This window comes from Psychrobacter sp. T6-6 (assembly GCF_052258185.1).
In the GTDB taxonomy this organism is placed as follows: domain Bacteria; phylum Pseudomonadota; class Gammaproteobacteria; order Pseudomonadales; family Moraxellaceae; genus Psychrobacter.
In genome coordinates this window covers 542,546-559,691 of sequence record NZ_JBQQEX010000002.1, presented here as the reverse complement: position 1 = coordinate 559,691, position 17,146 = coordinate 542,546, and the positions used below count along the sequence as shown (strand labels likewise).

Here is a 17,146-nt window from a genome sequence, read left to right as displayed (position 1 = left end):
CAATTGGGTTTTTTTAGCATTTTTCAGATAAATTAGAGTAGTTTATTTCTCTAGGTGCGCTGAGCGCACCCTACGTTCCATCACTTGCGTCCGTCCATATTCAAGTCAGCATAACCATCGCCAAGCATACGTTTGGGCGCAATATATTCAAGTAGAAAATTTTCGGGGTTATCAGTACCGCAGTTGGTATTATAAACCATAATTTGATTAAAACCACCGACACAGTAGGTGTGATAGTCCTCAACTTCGAGATTATATACCGTCGTGGTATAAGGAATATAAGACTCTGTACCATCATCATGAGTGGTGATATTGTAGTTAGCGCAAGAAATATCCGTTTTTTGAAACTGACCAAAAGTTTTACGAATATTGTCCATATCAAATAGCGTGCCTTTACTTAGGCTTTCCTCCATACCTTCAATATCTTCCACAGCATGAGTATAATAAGGTGTGGCATGCATCCATGCCATATTACCGACCTGATCACTCCCGTACTGGTATAATGGTTTAGCAGCTATCACTGCATAATGATTACCATTTTCTGGATTCACTAGTATATCCCCAAACGTTAGCTGATCTGCACGTCTCCATTCAGGTATATCAAATAACGCTAAATCCTTTGGCGGTCCAATAAGTGAACGATCTCGATCAGTATGATATCCTTTACCCACGACCATAACGGGATGGTTTGGCGTGACACCAACATGGTTTGGTAACATCGCATAATGAATGTCCTGTATATCATCTATATCTGTTAGAGCGGGTCTAGTGATATCGATATATCCAACGTACCATATCTCTTTGTTTTCAAACTTAAAGGTTTTGGTCACTCGTTTAAAGACAGGCTCTCCGATACCATTTTCAGCTGCTGAGAGTACTTTGTCACCCACTTCGATATCTTGTATCGGTTTATAGCTAAACCTATTTGGACCCTCTACTCTGACTGATGTTCCTTTAACAAAACAACCAATTTCGCGCTGGCTGGCATCTTGTATTATTGTTTTCATAAAGCATCATCCAATGTTTGCAAGTGGTAGCGCCCAGCGCATCTATAAATCTCAGTTGAAGCTAAATCTACTCTCTAACCATAATCAAGAACTCTTCCTCACCTACCACTTTAACGCCCAATTTTTCCGCTTTGGTTAGTTTAGAGCCAGCCTTATCTCCTGCCAGTAGCGCCGTGGTTTTGGCAGAGATACTGCCCGAGACTTTTGCACCCAGCGCTTGTAGTTTGGCTTTGGCTTCATCACGCGCCATGCTATCGAGCGCTCCCGTGATGACCCACGTTTGCCCATCGAGTGGCAGCCCTTCGGATGCGACTTGCTCAACTTTATCCCAATGGACGCCAGCTTCACGTAGCGCTGTGATGACTTCGATATTGTGCGGCGCGCGGAAAAACTTATAGGTCAGCTCGGCAGTGATTTCACCGACATCTGGCGTTTTTATCAAGGTCTCAATACTGGCCGACATTAGACTATCTAAATCACCAAACTGTTGAGCAAAGTTCTGTGCTGTACCTTCACCGACACCACGAATACCCAGCGCGTAGATAAAGCGAGCCAATGTCGTGTGCTTGCTCGCTTCGATAGCATTGATGATATTCTGGACGGACTTTTCCCCCAGTTTCTCAAAGGTGACCATCTCATCCGCATGGTTGTGCAATTGATAGATATCAGCGACCGTTTTCACCAGACCATGCTCAAAGAAGCTAATGAGCCAACTCGCGCCAAGTCCATCGATATCCATCGCACGGCGCGAGACAAAGTGAATGAGCGCCTCAGTCTGCTGTGCTGGGCAAAACAGTCCGCCCGTACAGCGTGCCAATGCTTCGTCTTCTGGCAGCACCACAGGCGAGTCGCAGACAGGACAAGCCGAAGGTAAGGTTACTGGCTTGCTATCGGCTGGGCGCTGATCGTGCCAGACGCGTGTGACTTTGGGGATGACATCACCTGCCCGATGGACACTGACCGTGTCGCCTGCTCGTACATCCAGACGCTGAATCTCACCAAAGTTATGCAAGGTGACATTGCTGACGGTGACGCCGCCAACTTTGACAGGTTCAAGCTTACCGACAGGCGTGATTTGACCCGTACGACCGACTTGCCACTCGATATCGTTGAGACGCGTCATGACGGTTTCGGCAGGGAATTTATAAGCGGTTGCCCAGCGCGGCTCACGGGATAAAAAGCCAAGCTGCTGCTGTAGCGCAAGGCTATTGACCTTGATCACCATACCATCAATCTCAAACGGCAAATCGCCACGACCTTCTATCACAGACTCATAATAGGTCTGCGCGGCGCGTGGGTTGGCGACCACTTCTACGGCGCTGACGGTAAAGCCAAGCTCGGTGAGCCACGCCAGCGCACCTGATTGGGTGTCGATATTTTCAGGCAATCCTTGATTGACCGAATAGCCATAGAATGCGAGTGGACGACTGGCAGCCACGGCTGGGTCTAGCTGACGTAAGCTACCAGCGGCGGCATTGCGTGGATTGGCAAAGGTTTTACCTTCACTCTCTTCCGCCAATCGATTGAGACGCTCAAACCCTGCCTTTGGCATCAGTACTTCACCGCGCACTTCTAACAGCGCAATATCAGCCGCATCGGCAATCCATAATGGCAGATTACGAATAGTTTTGGCATTTTGCGTAATGTCCTCCCCTGTCTGCCCGTCACCGCGCGTGACCGCTTGCACAAATTTGCCGTGCTCATACTTCAGTGAGACTGCCAGTCCGTCAAGCTTTAGCTCCATCTCGTATTCAGGGTTTTGCTGCGAGACGCTCAGGCGATCATTGACACGGCGCATAAAGTCGCGCAAATCATCATATTCAAAGACATTGCCCAGCGATAACATCGGAATGTCGTGCGTGACTTGAGTAAAGGCAGATAGCGGCATATCACCGACTTGGTTAATCGGACTGTCAGGTTGTATCAGGTCTGGATAGGCTTCTTCGATTTCTAGCAATGAGCGACGCAGTTGATCGTATTCACTGTCTTCTAATAACGGATTGTCGAGTACATAGTAAGCGTAGTTATGCGTTTTGATCGCGTCGATCAGCGACCGCATTTTTGAGACAATCTCTGTATTGTTGCTGCTACTATCGGTTGAACTGGCTGTATTAGATGTCGCAGGAATTTGGTTTTCTACTTGAGCAGATAGATTTTTAGAATTATTTGATGAGGTAGCGTCAGTCATAGTCGGCGTCTTTTTTGTCATTCAAGATGCCGATATGATAACAAGTTTGCAGGATGCTCGGTATAGTCAATCCGATATAAATCAGATACTGTCTCAGGCTCGCTCAGTCTACTATGTGTAGTACTTACACTCACTTTGCTTGTATCTAACTTATCTTTAACCAACTCTAGAATCTTGCAGAAACTAGAGCCCACTAAAAAAGGCAAATAACGTTAATCGCTATTTGCCTTCTTTATGATTGCTTATGCTAGTCAGCTTTTAACTTTCGTAGCTTTTAAGCCCTTAGCCTTCATAATCACGAACTTGATTACGCAGCTGCTGCTTGTACTCAGGGGTGATTGGTTCGTTCTCTTCATCCAGCATAATCGCGTCTAGATCGCTTGCCATCATATAAGCAATGCTCATCATGCTATCGAAGCTACGCACGGCTTGTGGATGCGGCAATGATAAGAATACGACTACGCCGTTGTAAGTGTTGGTGGCAACACTATGCGGATCAAATGGCGCGATGCCGCTATCGGTGATACCCATCATACTAAACCACAGCATACCAGTGCCGTCTTTTTGCTCGTAGCGATGGAACATATTCATCGCCCCATAACGCAGACCGTATTTGTCAATCAACGCTAATAGATCGCGACCACGGATAGTTGAGGCTGGACGATCACGATACTGGTGCGGCAAGATGGTGATATTGATGTTGTCTTTGGCATTGATCAACGGTCCGTTTTGCGCATCATCGTCAGATGCGGATAGGTGCTGATCAAGTACTGGGCTATTATTCTCAAAGCTTGGTTCTTCTGCAGTGTCGATTGAGGGCATCAAACTATCTGTTGCTGACATCAGGCTTGAGAATGCATCAGGCTCTTGCTCGACTTGCATTTGGTCAGCAGCAGCTAAGAACTCGGTATCATCGCTACGTTGCTGCTCCTCTTGCCAGCGCGCATAGTCAGCGTCATCTATAACGTCATGCTCGGTATCTGCGACATGATTGCGCTCAGCCGTCAGCTGCGCATCGACATTGGTATGAGGCTGAGTCAGTGGCTCTTCTTCGACGACAGCATTGAGATAGCTGCGGTCAGGGCCGATACTCGTCTCGCCCGCGACCGTATCATCAAAGTCTGGCTGATCAACGATGTTGCGCTCGTGACGCGGTATGATAGGAATACCGTTTTTGTCATAATTGACCGCTGCCGCTTCAGCATTACCGCGGCGCTTAAAACTGCGAATGACCATAAACAGCCCTGCAAGCACGATAAACGCGGCAATGGCAATCAATATAAACTGAATAACGGTCATGATAAATACATCCTAGTATATATAACAAAAGGGAATACACAAACGAGCATAAATGGCAATATTCTAGCATGGCTAATCTATGTCGTCACCACATTGTGTACTTTATAACCAGTATGCTTGGCTAAGGTCAAGCTTATTTGCATTTATGCTAATGGATTGATTATATTTGCATTGCTCTGATTCTTATAACCTATTTGCTGTCGGGCTTTTGTATTAGCTCTCTACGTAACGCGCGGCCTCATCGAGCGATACACTGACTAGGGTAGAAATGCCTGCACTGGGCATCGTGATACCTTTTAGCTCATCAGCAATTTGCATCGTCAGTTTGTTGTGACTGATAAAGATAAACTGTAAATCATCTGCCAGCTCATGGATAAGACTGGTAAAGCGTGCGACATTGGCATCATCAAGCGGCGCATCGACCTCATCTAGCACACAGAACGGTGCGGGATGCTGCTTAAATATCGCAAAAATCAAACTCAGCGCAGTAAGGGTTTTTTCACCGCCAGACAGCACCGCTAAGCGGCTGTTGCGTTTGCCCTTCGGCTGCGCCATCAAGGTCAGCCCTGCACGCCATTGCTCTGACTTTGGCGTACCCGTGGGCATCTCGTCAGTGTTCAATGTTAGGCTAGCCTGTCCACCGCCAAATACCTTGGCAAATAAATTGGACAGCTCGTTGTTGACCGCATCAAGCGTCTGCATAAATAGCGTCTTAGTCGTCTCGTCAATAGAGGCAATCGCCTCGACCAACGTCTGCATACTTGCCGCAATATCTGTCGTCTGCTGAGCAAGTGGTTCTAGGCGCTCATTGACCTCAGCCAGCTCTGCCACTGCTGCCAAATTGACTGGCCCAATCTTACTTAAATTCTGGGTTAATTTGGCTTGCTCGGACTCTAGCTCAGCGATTTTGTCTGGACGGACGCGGCGATCATGAGCGATAAAGTCTGCCAATAAGTTTGAGACGCTCATGCTTTGCTGCTGTGTATGCGCAGCTTGTGATTGGTATTTATCACTCACACGAGCGTAAGCATCTAGGGCACTTTGCGTATGCACAATGGCATCGTCTAATCGTGCTGCGCTTAGCGCCAGTTCAGTTGCATGCTGGGCAAGCGCGCTCTGCTGCATTTGCAAGGTATTTTGTAAGGCATCAAATACCGTCTGCTGCTGAGCATACGTTTGTTTTAGTTCCATTAACACGCTATCGCGCTCGCTCAACAATACTTGCTGTGCATCGCGAGCGGTCTGTGCGCGCTGCAATGCGGCTTTTAGCTCTGGCAGTTTGGTCTGCTGCTGCTCATGACGCATCTGTAATTTTTGTTCGTTCTCTAATGACTTATCATATTGCTCGGTTGCACGCGTCAGACTGTTGATATTATTCTCTAGGCGTATCTCATGCTGCTGAATACGTAGCTGCAAGGCTTGCCATGCGTCATCATCAGCTTGCCGCGCACGGTTTAGCGCACTGCGCTCAGATTGTAATTGCTGGGTTGTCGCTCGTGCCTCTGCTATTTGCGGGGTGAGCGTAGCGATCTCGCTGTCGATATGCTGCTGCTCTTGCGCAAGCGTCTGTTGTTCTTGTACCAGTTCTTGCTTTTCCTGCTCAAGCGTCACCTCATCAGCGTTCAGACGCTGGCTATCCGCTTGCAAGCGCTCAGCTTTGGCGCGTTCGGTCGTCAGTTGCTGCTGGTATTTATGCTTATCACGGGTTAACTGTTCAGCTTGCGCGCGCGTTTCTTCTAGACTGACCATCAATGCATCATAGTCGCGCTGGTTTTTGGTGATGATTTTTTGCTGATTTTCGATGCTCAACTCTAGATCACCGAGTAGATCTTCTAACGTTTGTAAACGCGTACGCTGCGCCAAACGCTGGGTGAGGAACTGGCTACTGCTATCGTTTTGCTCATCCTGAGCACCAGCAAACTTACTTAGATTAACTGTTCCATGACGACTGATCATCCAACCATCGGTAGTAAGTAGTATCGCTGATGGTGGTAATGACTTTAGTACATCAGCAAGAGTATCAATCTCATACTGTTCAATGGTTTCAAACTGCGACGTATATATATAACATTGCTGCCATAGCGAGAGTAAAGGCTGAGTAATCAACTGCGATAATGGCAATACTTTATCAATCAAATTTTCTGGCAAGTCGCTGACAAAGGCATGGTCTTTGACTTCATTTTGCTCAGTAGGCAGCCACAGGCTATGGCTATGACCTGTTTCAACTGTTGCTTTGTCTTTGGTATTGGCAGGCTTATTTTGTGAGGTTTGGTACATTAGTAAATCATTGACGTTCGGCGCAAGCACTTGCCATAAGCTATCGGCTTTTTTAGCCTCACCATTCACATGATCAACGTGTGACGGATTGATTTGGTTGGCTTGTTGGTTAGAGGTCAGTACATGGCTATCTAGCCATAACGCTAAGACATTATCGAGTAGTTGTGCATGCGCTTGCCCTTTTGCACTCAGCTCAATCTGCTCACGCAAGGTGACGACGGCCAATTGCTGAGTCTGTAGATCATTGTTATATACATTGTCTGTCGAGGTAGCTTCAGTCTTTGTGGGTTTCTGCTGAGCTTGCTGTGTAGGTTTAGGATGTAGTATCTGATGCAAGGTATCGTATTCGCCTGCCAGCAGCGCATGGCGTTTTTCATCATCGCTTAGCTTGCGTTGCTGCGTGCTTAGGTTTTGCTGCAAATGATGTGCTTGCGGCTGCATGTCGGACAGCCGTTCGTCCACGCCATCCTTTTGACGTTCAATCTGCTGTAGCTGTTTGCTCAGTTCAGTAACTTGCTGCGCTAGCACCTGACTCAAGTCTTGCTTATCATCTGCCTGGTTTGTGCCAGTGTTAGCACTGTCAGATAATGATAGTGACTGCTGTAGCTGCTGCCAGAGATTCTGCCAGTTTTGCGCGCGGCGTTGCCATTTATCATGGTTTTGTTGATGGCGTTTTTGTGCTTGAGCATTAATCGCTTGCTGCTGCTCAAGTGTGCGTGCTTTATCCTGCAAGCGTGACAGCTGGTTTTGCGCGTCATGCCATGCGCGCTGCAACGGCTGCTCATTACGCTTATCATTATCGCGCTTACTGGTTAGCTCAGCAAGCTGTGGACGTAGTTCGTCTAGGGCGTTGTGCTGCTCAGTTTGCTCAGACTTTAAGTGCTCGGTGTCAGTAAGGGCTTGCTCACGCTGCTGCGCCAAGTGAGACCGTTGCTGCTCTATCGCCATCAGTTGTGATGTGGCATCACTTAACTGGTGCTCGGCGTTTTGGTAGCTGAGCTGCTGTTCGTAATGCGCGCTTTGGGCATCGTCTTTGAGCCACTGCTCTTGATTGATACGGGAAGTGAGCTTATCTTGCTGAGCTTTGAGCGTATCGTAGTCAGCTTGCAGCGTTGATACTTCTGCGGTACTTCGCTGATGCGCTATTTTTTGCTGCTGCTGATTGTGCTTGGCTTGATAGAGCTGCTGAATGGCAAGCTGCTGCTCTATATCAGCCAAGCTGAGAGAGATTTCTTCGTAACGCTGTGCGCTCGCTGCCTGTTTAGACAGTGTCTTTTGTTGGCGCAGTAGTTCGCTTTGCACATCATGTAAACGCGCTAGATTGTCTCTTGTTTTCTCAAGCTTCTTTTGCGTCTCTTCGCGGCGCGCCTGATAGCGCGAAACCCCAGCCGCCTCTTCAATAAACTCACGCAGCTGCACAGGGCTAGATTCAACAATACGCCCAATCATGCCTTGCTCGATGACCGCATAACTGCGCGCACCCAGCCCAGTCCCCAAGAACACATCAACCACATCGCGGCGGCGACAACGTGTGCCATTGATGAAGTAATCCGAGCGACCGTCTTTATTTACCTGACGGCGAACAGACAGCTCTTGGTACAAGTTAAACTCATGGCGAATGCCCGTCTGCTCATCTTGAGTATGCTCAAAAGTCAGCTCAACACTGGCGACGCTCTTGGCTGTTTTATCCTGCGTACCGGCAAAGATAACATCACTCATCGCCCCGCCGCGCAGCTGCTTGGCAGAGGTTTCGCCCAGCACCCAGCGAATGGCATCAATCACATTGGATTTGCCGCAGCCGTTTGGTCCGACGATGGCAGTGATACCATGACGAAAGGTAAAGGTCGTTGGGTTGGCAAAGGATTTGAAGCCTGCCAGCTTTAGGGATTTTAAACGCATGAATAGTCAGTTGATATGGCGGAAACAGGCGGCTATTCTACCTGAAATTGTTGTGAGTTTTTAGGGTTAAACCGCTAAGTGCATAAACGATTTTGATTGCAGGCTTTGGCGAAACCCTTGTAGTAGTTTTTGCTCTACTTGGCACACATCGTTTTCTGCTAGATAACGATCATTGAACGCAATCAATGATGACCACGTGAGACTGGCTACTTGCAGATGATCGACGATTTCCAATAGCTCTTGTCTCAATAAGTGCTGATACTTCTTAGGTCTTTTATGACACAGTGCCAGTTCTCGGTCGACGAGGCGCTGCTTGTTATACTCTAGCGCATCACCGCCAATAAATAACAGCAAAAATTTTGTGCCCTTATCGATAAAGCCGTTCTCGAGTAAATGCTCGTACATCACGCAGTACTTTAGAATTTGATCTGGGTTTTTTCGACCATTAAATTTTAGCTCATTGGCGATCAGTACATTTGACTGATGGTTATAAGCTAAGTTATCCATATACATTGCCTTTAGCGCTGTACTGGCTTCAAACAGTCCACTGTTGCCATGCGTCGACCATGTCTCATTTGATTTAAAAGTGATGAATTGCTGATAAAATAAGTCTAAGTAGGTATCACTACATAAGCTCAAAAAGATATCGAACTCTTTATTGAGATACTCTTCAGAAAAAAACATGACGCGGCGAGTGGCTTCTCTCGGATGGCAAATACCGATCCTTTGTGTTGAATAAGTCTCTAACCGCTCAGACTCATGCATCTTTGCAGTGAGCTTTTTGATGATAGCGTGTTCAATTTCTTCTACATCTTTACCCGCCAACTCTGGATCGGTCGCCCATTCGATGATTTGGCGTACATATTGCTTTTTGGTGATACCAAGAATCTGCTTTGGCTCCCACGCCAAAAACTCTACCATGTTCGTAAGACCAGTCGTCCATGATATCTGGTCTTTTAAGTGATGTATTGAGCCAAAAACACGGCGATATTTTTCTGCTGCTTTCATACTAAGAATATCTCATGGTTTACATTTTTTACGATAAAGATTTGAGATGGCTACAATATGCCCAGCCCACTCAATAACAACTGCCCTCCTGCAAATATCAGTAGTACGCCAAACGCGCGCTTAAGCATCAAGGCAGGCAATACGTGGGCAAGCTTGGCGCCCACCTTTGCCATCGCAAAACTGACCACTGAAATGCACAAAAACCCTGTGACATGCACAAACCCGATGGTGCCTTCAGGAAGGTTGACCACATCTTGACCGAACCAAGCAAAGCCAGCCGCACCAGCTAATGCAATGGGTAACCCGCACGCCGCCGACGTACCGACTGACTGCTTCATCGGTAGCCCCGCCCAGTTCAAAAACGGTACCGTCAAGCTGCCACCGCCAATACCAAAGATAGACGACGCCATACCAATACCCGTACCAGCGCCAAACTGCACACCAGCAGGGGGCAACGGTTTGCCTGTTTGCTCTTTGTTAGAAAAGAACAGCATCTTTAGGGCAACCAATAGCGCACCAAAACCAATGATAGCTTGTAGCGCCTGTCCATCAATCATATCTGCGATACCAGCGCCAACCAGACTACCGATGACTAGACCAAGCGCCATCTTGCGCCATACTTCCCAGCGCACACCGCCGCGTTTGTTATGAGCCGTCAGTGAGCTGATCGAGGTCACCACAATAGTCGCAAGAGACGTACCAATGGCCAAGTGGGTGATCACTTCTGGCGAAAAGTCATAAGCGGTAAATATCCAGACCAGTGCAGGCACGATAATCATACCGCCACCCACGCCAAACAGACCTGCACTGACCCCTGCAAACGCCCCTGCAATCACAAACCAAACATATAACATCATAGAAAAAACCTTTTATAATACTGACTGGCGCTATAGTACTCGCTTGCGCTTGAGCATGTTTAATTACATTTGCCAAACCTCAATGTGAGCTTTATGCTGTCTAATCGGTACTGTCTGACGATAACAATCGCCCAGTATATCAAAGTTTCCTCCAACCACATCGACTAAACTTATGCCACCACTCTCGAGTTTTTCCGCCTATTTATCTGAGCTCAACCACCGCCATGTCGTCAGTAGTGCCTCGACCAATAGCGAGCTAATAGAAGCGCTACAGGATGGTACGCTAGATGCTGCTACCGTACACGTTTTGACCGCGGAGACTCAAAGCGCTGGACGTGGACAACATGGGCGTTCATGGCAGTCGCCGCACGGCAATGTATATCTGTCCCTGTACCATCCTGTGCATACACCAATCAGTGGATTGTTGTCTTTGATTATTGGCCTTGAGCTGGCAAAGATGCCTGTCATCCAAATATTGAATGAGCAACTGCAAGCGCAAGGGTTAACTCCAGTAGGTGTGAAATGGGCAAATGATTTGGGCTTTTATCCCTCTCAAGAGGCTCATCGCATATCATCGGATAACGCCGCCGCACAGCAACAGCAACAGCAACAGCAACAGCAACAGCAACAGCAACAGCAACAGCAACAGCAACACACACTACCTTTTCAAAAACTCGCTGGCATCTTAATAGAACCAGTAACCAAATCTGGCAAATTGGTCGGTGTGGTGCTGGGTATTGGTTTGAATGTAAAAGCTGCGCCAACGCTCACCGCGCAGACCTCTGAAGGAATGAGTTATCAGGCGATAAGCTTGCAAGATATTCATGCAATGCTGCAGCCAGCAGCACAAACCACCAGCCTGCCAGACTTACAGATGCTGTATCAGCAGATGAGCAAAGCCTTGATGGCGGCGATGACACGCTTTGAGCATTTGGATATAGAAAAGCCAACAGGTCATACCTATTATTTAGACGGGTTTTTGCAGCAGTTCGCAGCAATGGACGCACTGGCAGGACTACGCCTACGCGTCACCCAAGACTATAATAATAAAAAACAAATCGTCACAGGAGTGGCGTGCGGTGTCGATACGCATGGGTGTTTGCAATTGCAGCAAGATAACGGTAAGATTTCTACGCTTTTTACTGGACGCATAGACGTTATTTATTAGGCTTAGATGACTATATTGATGAACCCCATCATTAACGAGCACCATCACTAACGAGCACTTTGTAAAGGGATTTTTATGCTCTGGCTTGATCTTGGAAACACCCGCCTAAAATATTGGCTTACCGATGATATCGGGCAAATAGTCGCACATGATGCCAAGCAGCACCTGCAAGCACCTGCTGAGTTGCTCATGGGTCTAACTGATCGCTTCGAGCGGTATGCACCTGATTTTATTGGTATCTCATCAGTACTGGGCGACGATCTCAATGCCAAAGTCTCAGATACACTTAGCCGTCTGAATATTCCGTTTGAGTTTGTTCATGTCGACGCTGCACATGCCCTTATGAAAAGTGATTATAACGATCAGCAGCTCGGCTGTGATCGCTGGCTACAAATGCTTGGGGCGGTTGATAAGAAAAAACGCCAATGCGTGATTGGCTGCGGTACCGCGGTGACTATTGATTTGATTGATCATGCTGAGCATTTGGGCGGTTACATCTTCCCTAGTATTTACTTGCAGCGTGAATCACTGTTTTCTGGTACCAAACAAATAACTATCTCTAACGGCACTTTTGATAGTGTTAGCCAAGGCGTGACTACCCAAGATGCGGTTCATCGCGGGATACTATTGTCCATTGTTGGCGCCATTAATGAGATTAGCCGTCGTCATCCCAACTTTGAGGTTATTATGACAGGCGGAGATGCAGCGACTATTGCTCAGCATGTCAATCGCCCCGTACGCTTGCGTGATGATTTATTATTAAATGGATTGGCGCGATATTTTGATTACCATAACAAACCATAGTCACTCACAGATAACGCAATTAACGCAATGTTATGCCCATAAAAAAGCAGCACGTCTAAAACGTGCTGCTTTTTTCCGTATTGTCTTTTGAAGATTAATTTTTATAAAACTTTAATCTTACTCAGCTAACTACTACACTGATATCGCTTTACTTGGTTTCGTTAAATAGCTCACGACCAACCAGCATACGGCGAATCTCGCTGGTACCTGCACCAATCTCATAGAGCTTGGCGTCGCGCCAGTAGCGACCTAGTGGATACTCGTTGGTGTAGCCATTGCCGCCAAATATCTGAATGCCTTCGCCTGCCATCCAAGTAGCTTTTTCGGCACACCATAGAATCACACTGGCGCAATCTTTACGCACTTCTCGACTATGACCAGCACCGCGCGCGTCCAACATATCCAAATTCTTGCCGACGGTATATAAGAAGCTACGACCCGCTTGCAGTATCGTATACATGTCTGCGACTTTGCCCTGAATCAACTGGAACTCGCCAATCGCTTGACCAAACTGCTTACGATCATGGATATAAGGTACAACATTGTCCATTACTGCTTGCATGATACCGATTGAACCTGCGGCCAATACGGCGCGCTCATAGTCTAGGCCACTCATCAACACCTTCACACCCTCATTGAGACCGCCTAAGATATTTTCGCTCGGTACGGTTACGTTATTAAAGGTCATCTCGCCCGTATGACTACCACGCATGCCGAGCTTGTCTAGCTTTTGCGCGGTGCCAAAACCTTCCATACCTTTTTCAACGATGAATGCCGTCATGCCTTTTGCACCCATTTCAGGGTTGGTCTTGGCATAGACCACCATCACATCCGCATCAGGGCCGTTGGTGATCCACATTTTGCTACCGTTCAAAATATAGCTACCGTCTTTTTCTTCTGCTTTGAGCTTCATGCTAACGACGTCTGAGCCAGCGCCTGTCTCACTCATTGCTAAGGCACCGATGAACTCACCGCTGATGAGCTTCGGCAGATATTTTTGCTTTTGTGCCTCAGAGCCGTTACGTTTAATTTGGTTGATACATAGATTAGAGTGTGCACCATAGCTAAGCGCTACCGATGCCGAAGCACGGCTGATCTCTTCCATCGCGACCATGTGTGCGACGTAACCCATGTTAGAACCTCCATACTCTTCAGGAACAGTAATACCATGTAGACCGAGGTCACCCATCTTTTGCCACAAATCCATGGGGAACTCATCACTACTGTCGATCTCGCTTGCGCGTGGGGCAATCTCGTTTGCTGCAAATTGCTGCACGACATCACGTAGGGCGTCGATATCTTCGCCAAGCTGAAAATTTAATCCAGGTAAACTCATAACCATTCCTTGTATATAAATGTTCTTAATTTTCGAATTTGAATCTGTTTTTTAAAGCCACTGTAACTGTATTTTTGCTACCGTTTTTAATGGTATAGTCCATTCAATGTGAGAGTATGGCAAGGCAACCGAGTGTAGATGTATATCAAATACTTCAAACAAGGTTAACGTTGTCATACCTTCACAGGGATTGACTATACTAATTAAGACTGACGTTTATTGATTAGAGCCCGAGCCACGTTTGAGCCATTTGGACGCTTCAAGTATGTACTGATCCCTTCACCCGCCACGACCAGCTTATCTAAATCAATACCGGTGCTGATACCCATGCCATGCAGCATGTATACCACATCTTCAGTCGCAACATTGCCCGTTGCGCCTTTGGCATACGGGCAACCGCCGAGGCCAGCGACGGAAGTATCAAATTCGCTGACACCCATTTGTAATGCAGCCAAAGTATTGCTGAGTGCTTGACCATAAGTGTCATGGAAGTGCCCCGACAGCATCGTGATATCAGCGTATTCAAGCGCTGCTTGTAGGGCGCGCTGTACTTTGAGCGGCGTACCCACACCAATCGTATCAGCAATACCGATCTGCTCTGAGCCAATCTCGACCAATCGCTTAGTGACATAAGTTACTTGGCTAGGATCAATCTCGCCTTCATAGGGACAACCAACCGTACAAGAGATTACGCCGCGCACTTTGATACCCTGCGCTTTTGCTGCCGCAGTCACTGGTGCAAACCGTTCAATACTCTCATCAATACTACAGTTGATATTTTTTTGGCTAAAGGTTTCACTCGCTGAACCAAAGATGACGATTTCATCAGGACGATGTGCGATGGCATTTTCAAAACCGCGCATATTGGGTACCAATACTGAGTAGCAAATGTCTGTCTGACGCGTAGGTTCAAGTGCGTCAAGCAACTCGCTATTATCGCCCATCTGTGGCACCCATTTCGGTGAAACAAAACTGGTTGCTTCTAGTTTTTTGACACCCGCTGCAATCAGATCATTAATGAGTGCTTGCTTAATAGCGGTCGGCACCGTCATCGATTCGTTTTGGAGTCCATCACGTGGACTGACATCGACGATAGTGACATGCTCTGGATACGAATGGCTCATACTTATTATCCTTTTCTATTCGCTTTCACTATCGATACGTAATAACTCATCACCATCAGCGACCAAATCACCTGCTGCAAACAATAGCTCTGCCACAGCCCCATCCGTCGGTGCCGTAATCGTATGTTCGATTTTCATCGCTTCGATGACGGCAAGTGGCTCGCCTTTTTTTACAGTATCGCCAACAGCTACTTTGAATGCAACCACTTGCCCTGGCATTGGTGATTTTAAGCTACCAACCGCTGCCGTATCCTCGCCTACATGTGCCATGATATCAATAAGCGTAATTTCATCACGTCCGCTATCTGTGAACACATAAACTGTCTCATTATTGACCCAGCTTTGGGCACTGATACGGGCACCCTCTAACCATAAGGTATGATTGTGCGCGTCACTGCTATCATAGCTGACTTGCCCTTCATAAACCGTTTCGGTCTGAGCAGCTACATTGATATTGCTATCATCCTGCGTATTCGCGATTTCTTTACCAATGATGAGCGTAAAACTACTGAGATTATCGCCGCCTTTTTTGCTATCAGCACCACTCGCATTATACCAATTACTGATGCGAGCACTGTATGACTGCTCATCATAAACCAAGCTAAAAGAGCGAGTATAGTCGCTATAAGCACGGAAACCTGTTGGCTTGTTGAATGGATCTAAGCCCTGCGTAGTCGCTTCGCTCGCAAGCTGCTGCGCAATAGCCGTTACCACAAGCGCCGATAATCCAAGCGGATGCTGATCAAACAGCTTGTCCTGCTCGCGCTCAATCAAGGCTGTATCGAGATTGGCTTGGCTAAATGAATCGGTATTCAAAATATAACGCAAAAATGCCACGTTATTTGGCAGTCCTACAATACGCGTCTGCGCCAATGCCCGATCTAGTCTAGCTAACGCTTGCTCGCGCGTAGGCGCATGGACGATCAGCTTGGCAATCATAGAGTCGTAGAAAGGACTGATGACATCACCTGCGCGTACGCCATCATCGATACGTACGCCATTACCGTCTTTATCAATGACAAACGTACTGTGCTCAGGCTTTTGATAAGTGAATAACGTCCCTGTCGCTGGCAAGAAATTATTGTCAGGGTTTTCGGCGCAGATACGTGCTTCGATTGCATGACCGTTGATAGCCAGATCATTTTGCGTTTTTGGCAATGGCTGACCCGCAGCAACCAACAGCTGCCACTCAACCAAATCGACACCAGTAATGGCTTCACTAACAGGATGCTCAACTTGCAAGCGCGTGTTCATCTCCATGAAATAAAAATTCATAGAACCTTCACGCTGCTCCACAATAAACTCAACTGTACCTGCACCAACGTAATCAACCGCACGTGCTGCTTCGATTGCCGCTGTGCCCATTGCTTCACGCATGGCAGCATCGACACCTGGTGCTGGGGCTTCTTCTAATACTTTTTGATGGCGGCGCTGTACGGAGCAGTCACGCTCAAACAGGTGCACGTAATTGCCATGCGTATCACCGAATACTTGGATTTCGATATGACGTGGTTTTAGGGCATATTTTTCGACCAATACTTGATCATTGCCAAAACTGGTAATCGCTTCACGGCGACACGAGTCGAGCAAATCAATAAAATCGCTGCTTTGCTCAACGATACGCATGCCTTTACCGCCACCACCTGCACTGGCTTTGATCAATACTGGGTAGCCAATGTCATCTGCCTGCTGCTGCAAAAACTGGGCATCTTGATTGTCACCATGATAGCCGGGTATCAACGGCACGCCAGCGGCCTCCATCAAGCGCTTGGATTCGGACTTGCCACCCATAGCACGTATAGCATCCGCCGATGGACCGATAAATACTAGGCCAGCATCTTGGCAAGCCTGCGCAAAGTCTGCATTTTCGCTCAAAAACCCATATCCTGGATGAATCGCTTGGGCGCCCGTTTGCTTAGCGATAGCAATAATAGCATCGCCTTTGAGATAACTGTCTTTGGGTGCCGAACCACCTAGATAAATTGCTTCATCACAGACAGCCACATGCTTAGCACTGCGGTCCGCATCAGAATAGACAGCAACGGTACTGACGCCAAGACGCTTAGCAGTCGCAGCCACTCGGCAAGCAATTTCACCACGGTTGGCGATTAGAATTTTAGAAAACATAACTATCCCTGTGTCTTGTCGTTGTTATTTGACGTCTTATCTATTGGCTCAT

The 17,146-nt window shown here is 47.4% G+C and carries 11 protein-coding genes; 2 read left to right on the top strand and 9 right to left on the bottom strand.

What is annotated here, in order from left to right:
* Positions 1-80: 80 nt before the first annotated feature.
* The 6 genes from ACTXGL_RS05545 to ACTXGL_RS05520 all read right to left on the bottom strand — a co-directional run bounded on the left by ACTXGL_RS05545 (position 81) and on the right by ACTXGL_RS05520 (position 10,532).
* Positions 81-1,007: a Hint domain-containing protein gene (locus tag ACTXGL_RS05545; protein ID WP_443525427.1), complete on the bottom strand. Its 927-nt coding sequence runs from the start codon at positions 1,005-1,007 to the stop codon at positions 81-83.
* A 67-nt stretch (positions 1,008-1,074) separates the two neighbouring features.
* On the bottom strand, positions 1,075-3,066 hold the full coding sequence (gene ligA, locus ACTXGL_RS05540) for an NAD-dependent DNA ligase LigA (RefSeq protein WP_443525558.1): 1,992 nt from the start codon (positions 3,064-3,066) through the stop codon (positions 1,075-1,077).
* Positions 3,067-3,477: 411 nt separating this feature from the next.
* Positions 3,478-4,494, bottom strand: coding sequence for a cell division protein ZipA (locus tag ACTXGL_RS05535; protein WP_443525426.1), 1,017 nt, complete (start codon positions 4,492-4,494; stop codon positions 3,478-3,480).
* Positions 4,495-4,707: 213 nt separating this feature from the next.
* Positions 4,708-8,670: an AAA family ATPase gene (locus ACTXGL_RS05530; protein ID WP_443525424.1), complete on the bottom strand. Its 3,963-nt coding sequence runs from the start codon at positions 8,668-8,670 to the stop codon at positions 4,708-4,710.
* A gap of 66 nt (positions 8,671-8,736) precedes the next feature.
* Positions 8,737-9,678 carry a hypothetical protein gene (locus ACTXGL_RS05525; RefSeq protein ID WP_443525422.1) on the bottom strand — a complete coding sequence of 314 codons (942 nt, stop codon included), beginning with the start codon at positions 9,676-9,678 and terminating at the stop codon, positions 8,737-8,739.
* Between the two features lie 50 nt (positions 9,679-9,728).
* The gene (locus ACTXGL_RS05520; protein WP_443525557.1) at positions 9,729-10,532 is read right to left on the bottom strand and encodes a sulfite exporter TauE/SafE family protein; all 804 of its coding nucleotides are present in this window, start codon (positions 10,530-10,532) and stop codon (positions 9,729-9,731) included.
* A gap of 175 nt (positions 10,533-10,707) precedes the next feature.
* Here ACTXGL_RS05520 and ACTXGL_RS05515 point away from each other — a divergent pair, with 175 nt between their 5' ends.
* Positions 10,708-11,703: a biotin--[acetyl-CoA-carboxylase] ligase gene (locus ACTXGL_RS05515; protein WP_443525420.1), complete on the top strand. Its 996-nt coding sequence runs from the start codon at positions 10,708-10,710 to the stop codon at positions 11,701-11,703.
* 75 nt (positions 11,704-11,778) lie between these two features.
* On the top strand, positions 11,779-12,507 hold the full coding sequence (locus ACTXGL_RS05510) for a pantothenate kinase (protein WP_443525418.1): 729 nt from the start codon (positions 11,779-11,781) through the stop codon (positions 12,505-12,507).
* A gap of 148 nt (positions 12,508-12,655) precedes the next feature.
* On the opposite strand, the gene ACTXGL_RS05505 is transcribed toward ACTXGL_RS05510, so the two are convergent.
* From ACTXGL_RS05505 to ACTXGL_RS05495, 3 genes are all read right to left on the bottom strand, one after another.
* Positions 12,656-13,843 (bottom strand): isovaleryl-CoA dehydrogenase, encoded by a 1,188-nt coding sequence (locus tag ACTXGL_RS05505; protein ID WP_443525417.1) that lies wholly within the window; start codon positions 13,841-13,843, stop codon positions 12,656-12,658.
* A gap of 203 nt (positions 13,844-14,046) precedes the next feature.
* Positions 14,047-14,967 carry a hydroxymethylglutaryl-CoA lyase gene (locus ACTXGL_RS05500; RefSeq protein ID WP_443525415.1) on the bottom strand — a complete coding sequence of 307 codons (921 nt, stop codon included), beginning with the start codon at positions 14,965-14,967 and terminating at the stop codon, positions 14,047-14,049.
* A gap of 15 nt (positions 14,968-14,982) precedes the next feature.
* Positions 14,983-17,094, bottom strand: a complete 2,112-nt coding sequence (locus ACTXGL_RS05495; protein WP_443525413.1) for an acetyl/propionyl/methylcrotonyl-CoA carboxylase subunit alpha — start codon at positions 17,092-17,094, stop codon at positions 14,983-14,985.
* Between the last annotated feature and the right edge of the window lie 52 nt (positions 17,095-17,146).

Bases quoted from the DNA above. Each gene is read 5' to 3' on its own strand.
- ACTXGL_RS05545 (WP_443525427.1), bottom strand. From the start codon at position 1,007: ATGAAAACAATAATACAAGATGCCAGCCAGCGCGAAATTGGTTGTTTT.
- ligA (WP_443525558.1), bottom strand. From the start codon at position 3,066: ATGCGGTCGCTGATCGACGCGATCAAAACGCATAACTACGCTTACTAT.
- ACTXGL_RS05535 (WP_443525426.1), bottom strand. From the start codon at position 4,494: ATGACCGTTATTCAGTTTATATTGATTGCCATTGCCGCGTTTATCGTG.
- ACTXGL_RS05530 (WP_443525424.1), bottom strand. From the start codon at position 8,670: ATGCGTTTAAAATCCCTAAAGCTGGCAGGCTTCAAATCCTTTGCCAAC.
- ACTXGL_RS05525 (WP_443525422.1), bottom strand. From the start codon at position 9,678: ATGAAAGCAGCAGAAAAATATCGCCGTGTTTTTGGCTCAATACATCAC.
- ACTXGL_RS05520 (WP_443525557.1), bottom strand. From the start codon at position 10,532: ATGTTATATGTTTGGTTTGTGATTGCAGGGGCGTTTGCAGGGGTCAGT.
- ACTXGL_RS05515 (WP_443525420.1), top strand. From the start codon at position 10,708: ATGCCACCACTCTCGAGTTTTTCCGCCTATTTATCTGAGCTCAACCAC.
- ACTXGL_RS05510 (WP_443525418.1), top strand. From the start codon at position 11,779: ATGCTCTGGCTTGATCTTGGAAACACCCGCCTAAAATATTGGCTTACC.
- ACTXGL_RS05505 (WP_443525417.1), bottom strand. From the start codon at position 13,843: ATGAGTTTACCTGGATTAAATTTTCAGCTTGGCGAAGATATCGACGCC.
- ACTXGL_RS05500 (WP_443525415.1), bottom strand. From the start codon at position 14,967: ATGAGCCATTCGTATCCAGAGCATGTCACTATCGTCGATGTCAGTCCA.
- ACTXGL_RS05495 (WP_443525413.1), bottom strand. From the start codon at position 17,094: ATGTTTTCTAAAATTCTAATCGCCAACCGTGGTGAAATTGCTTGCCGA.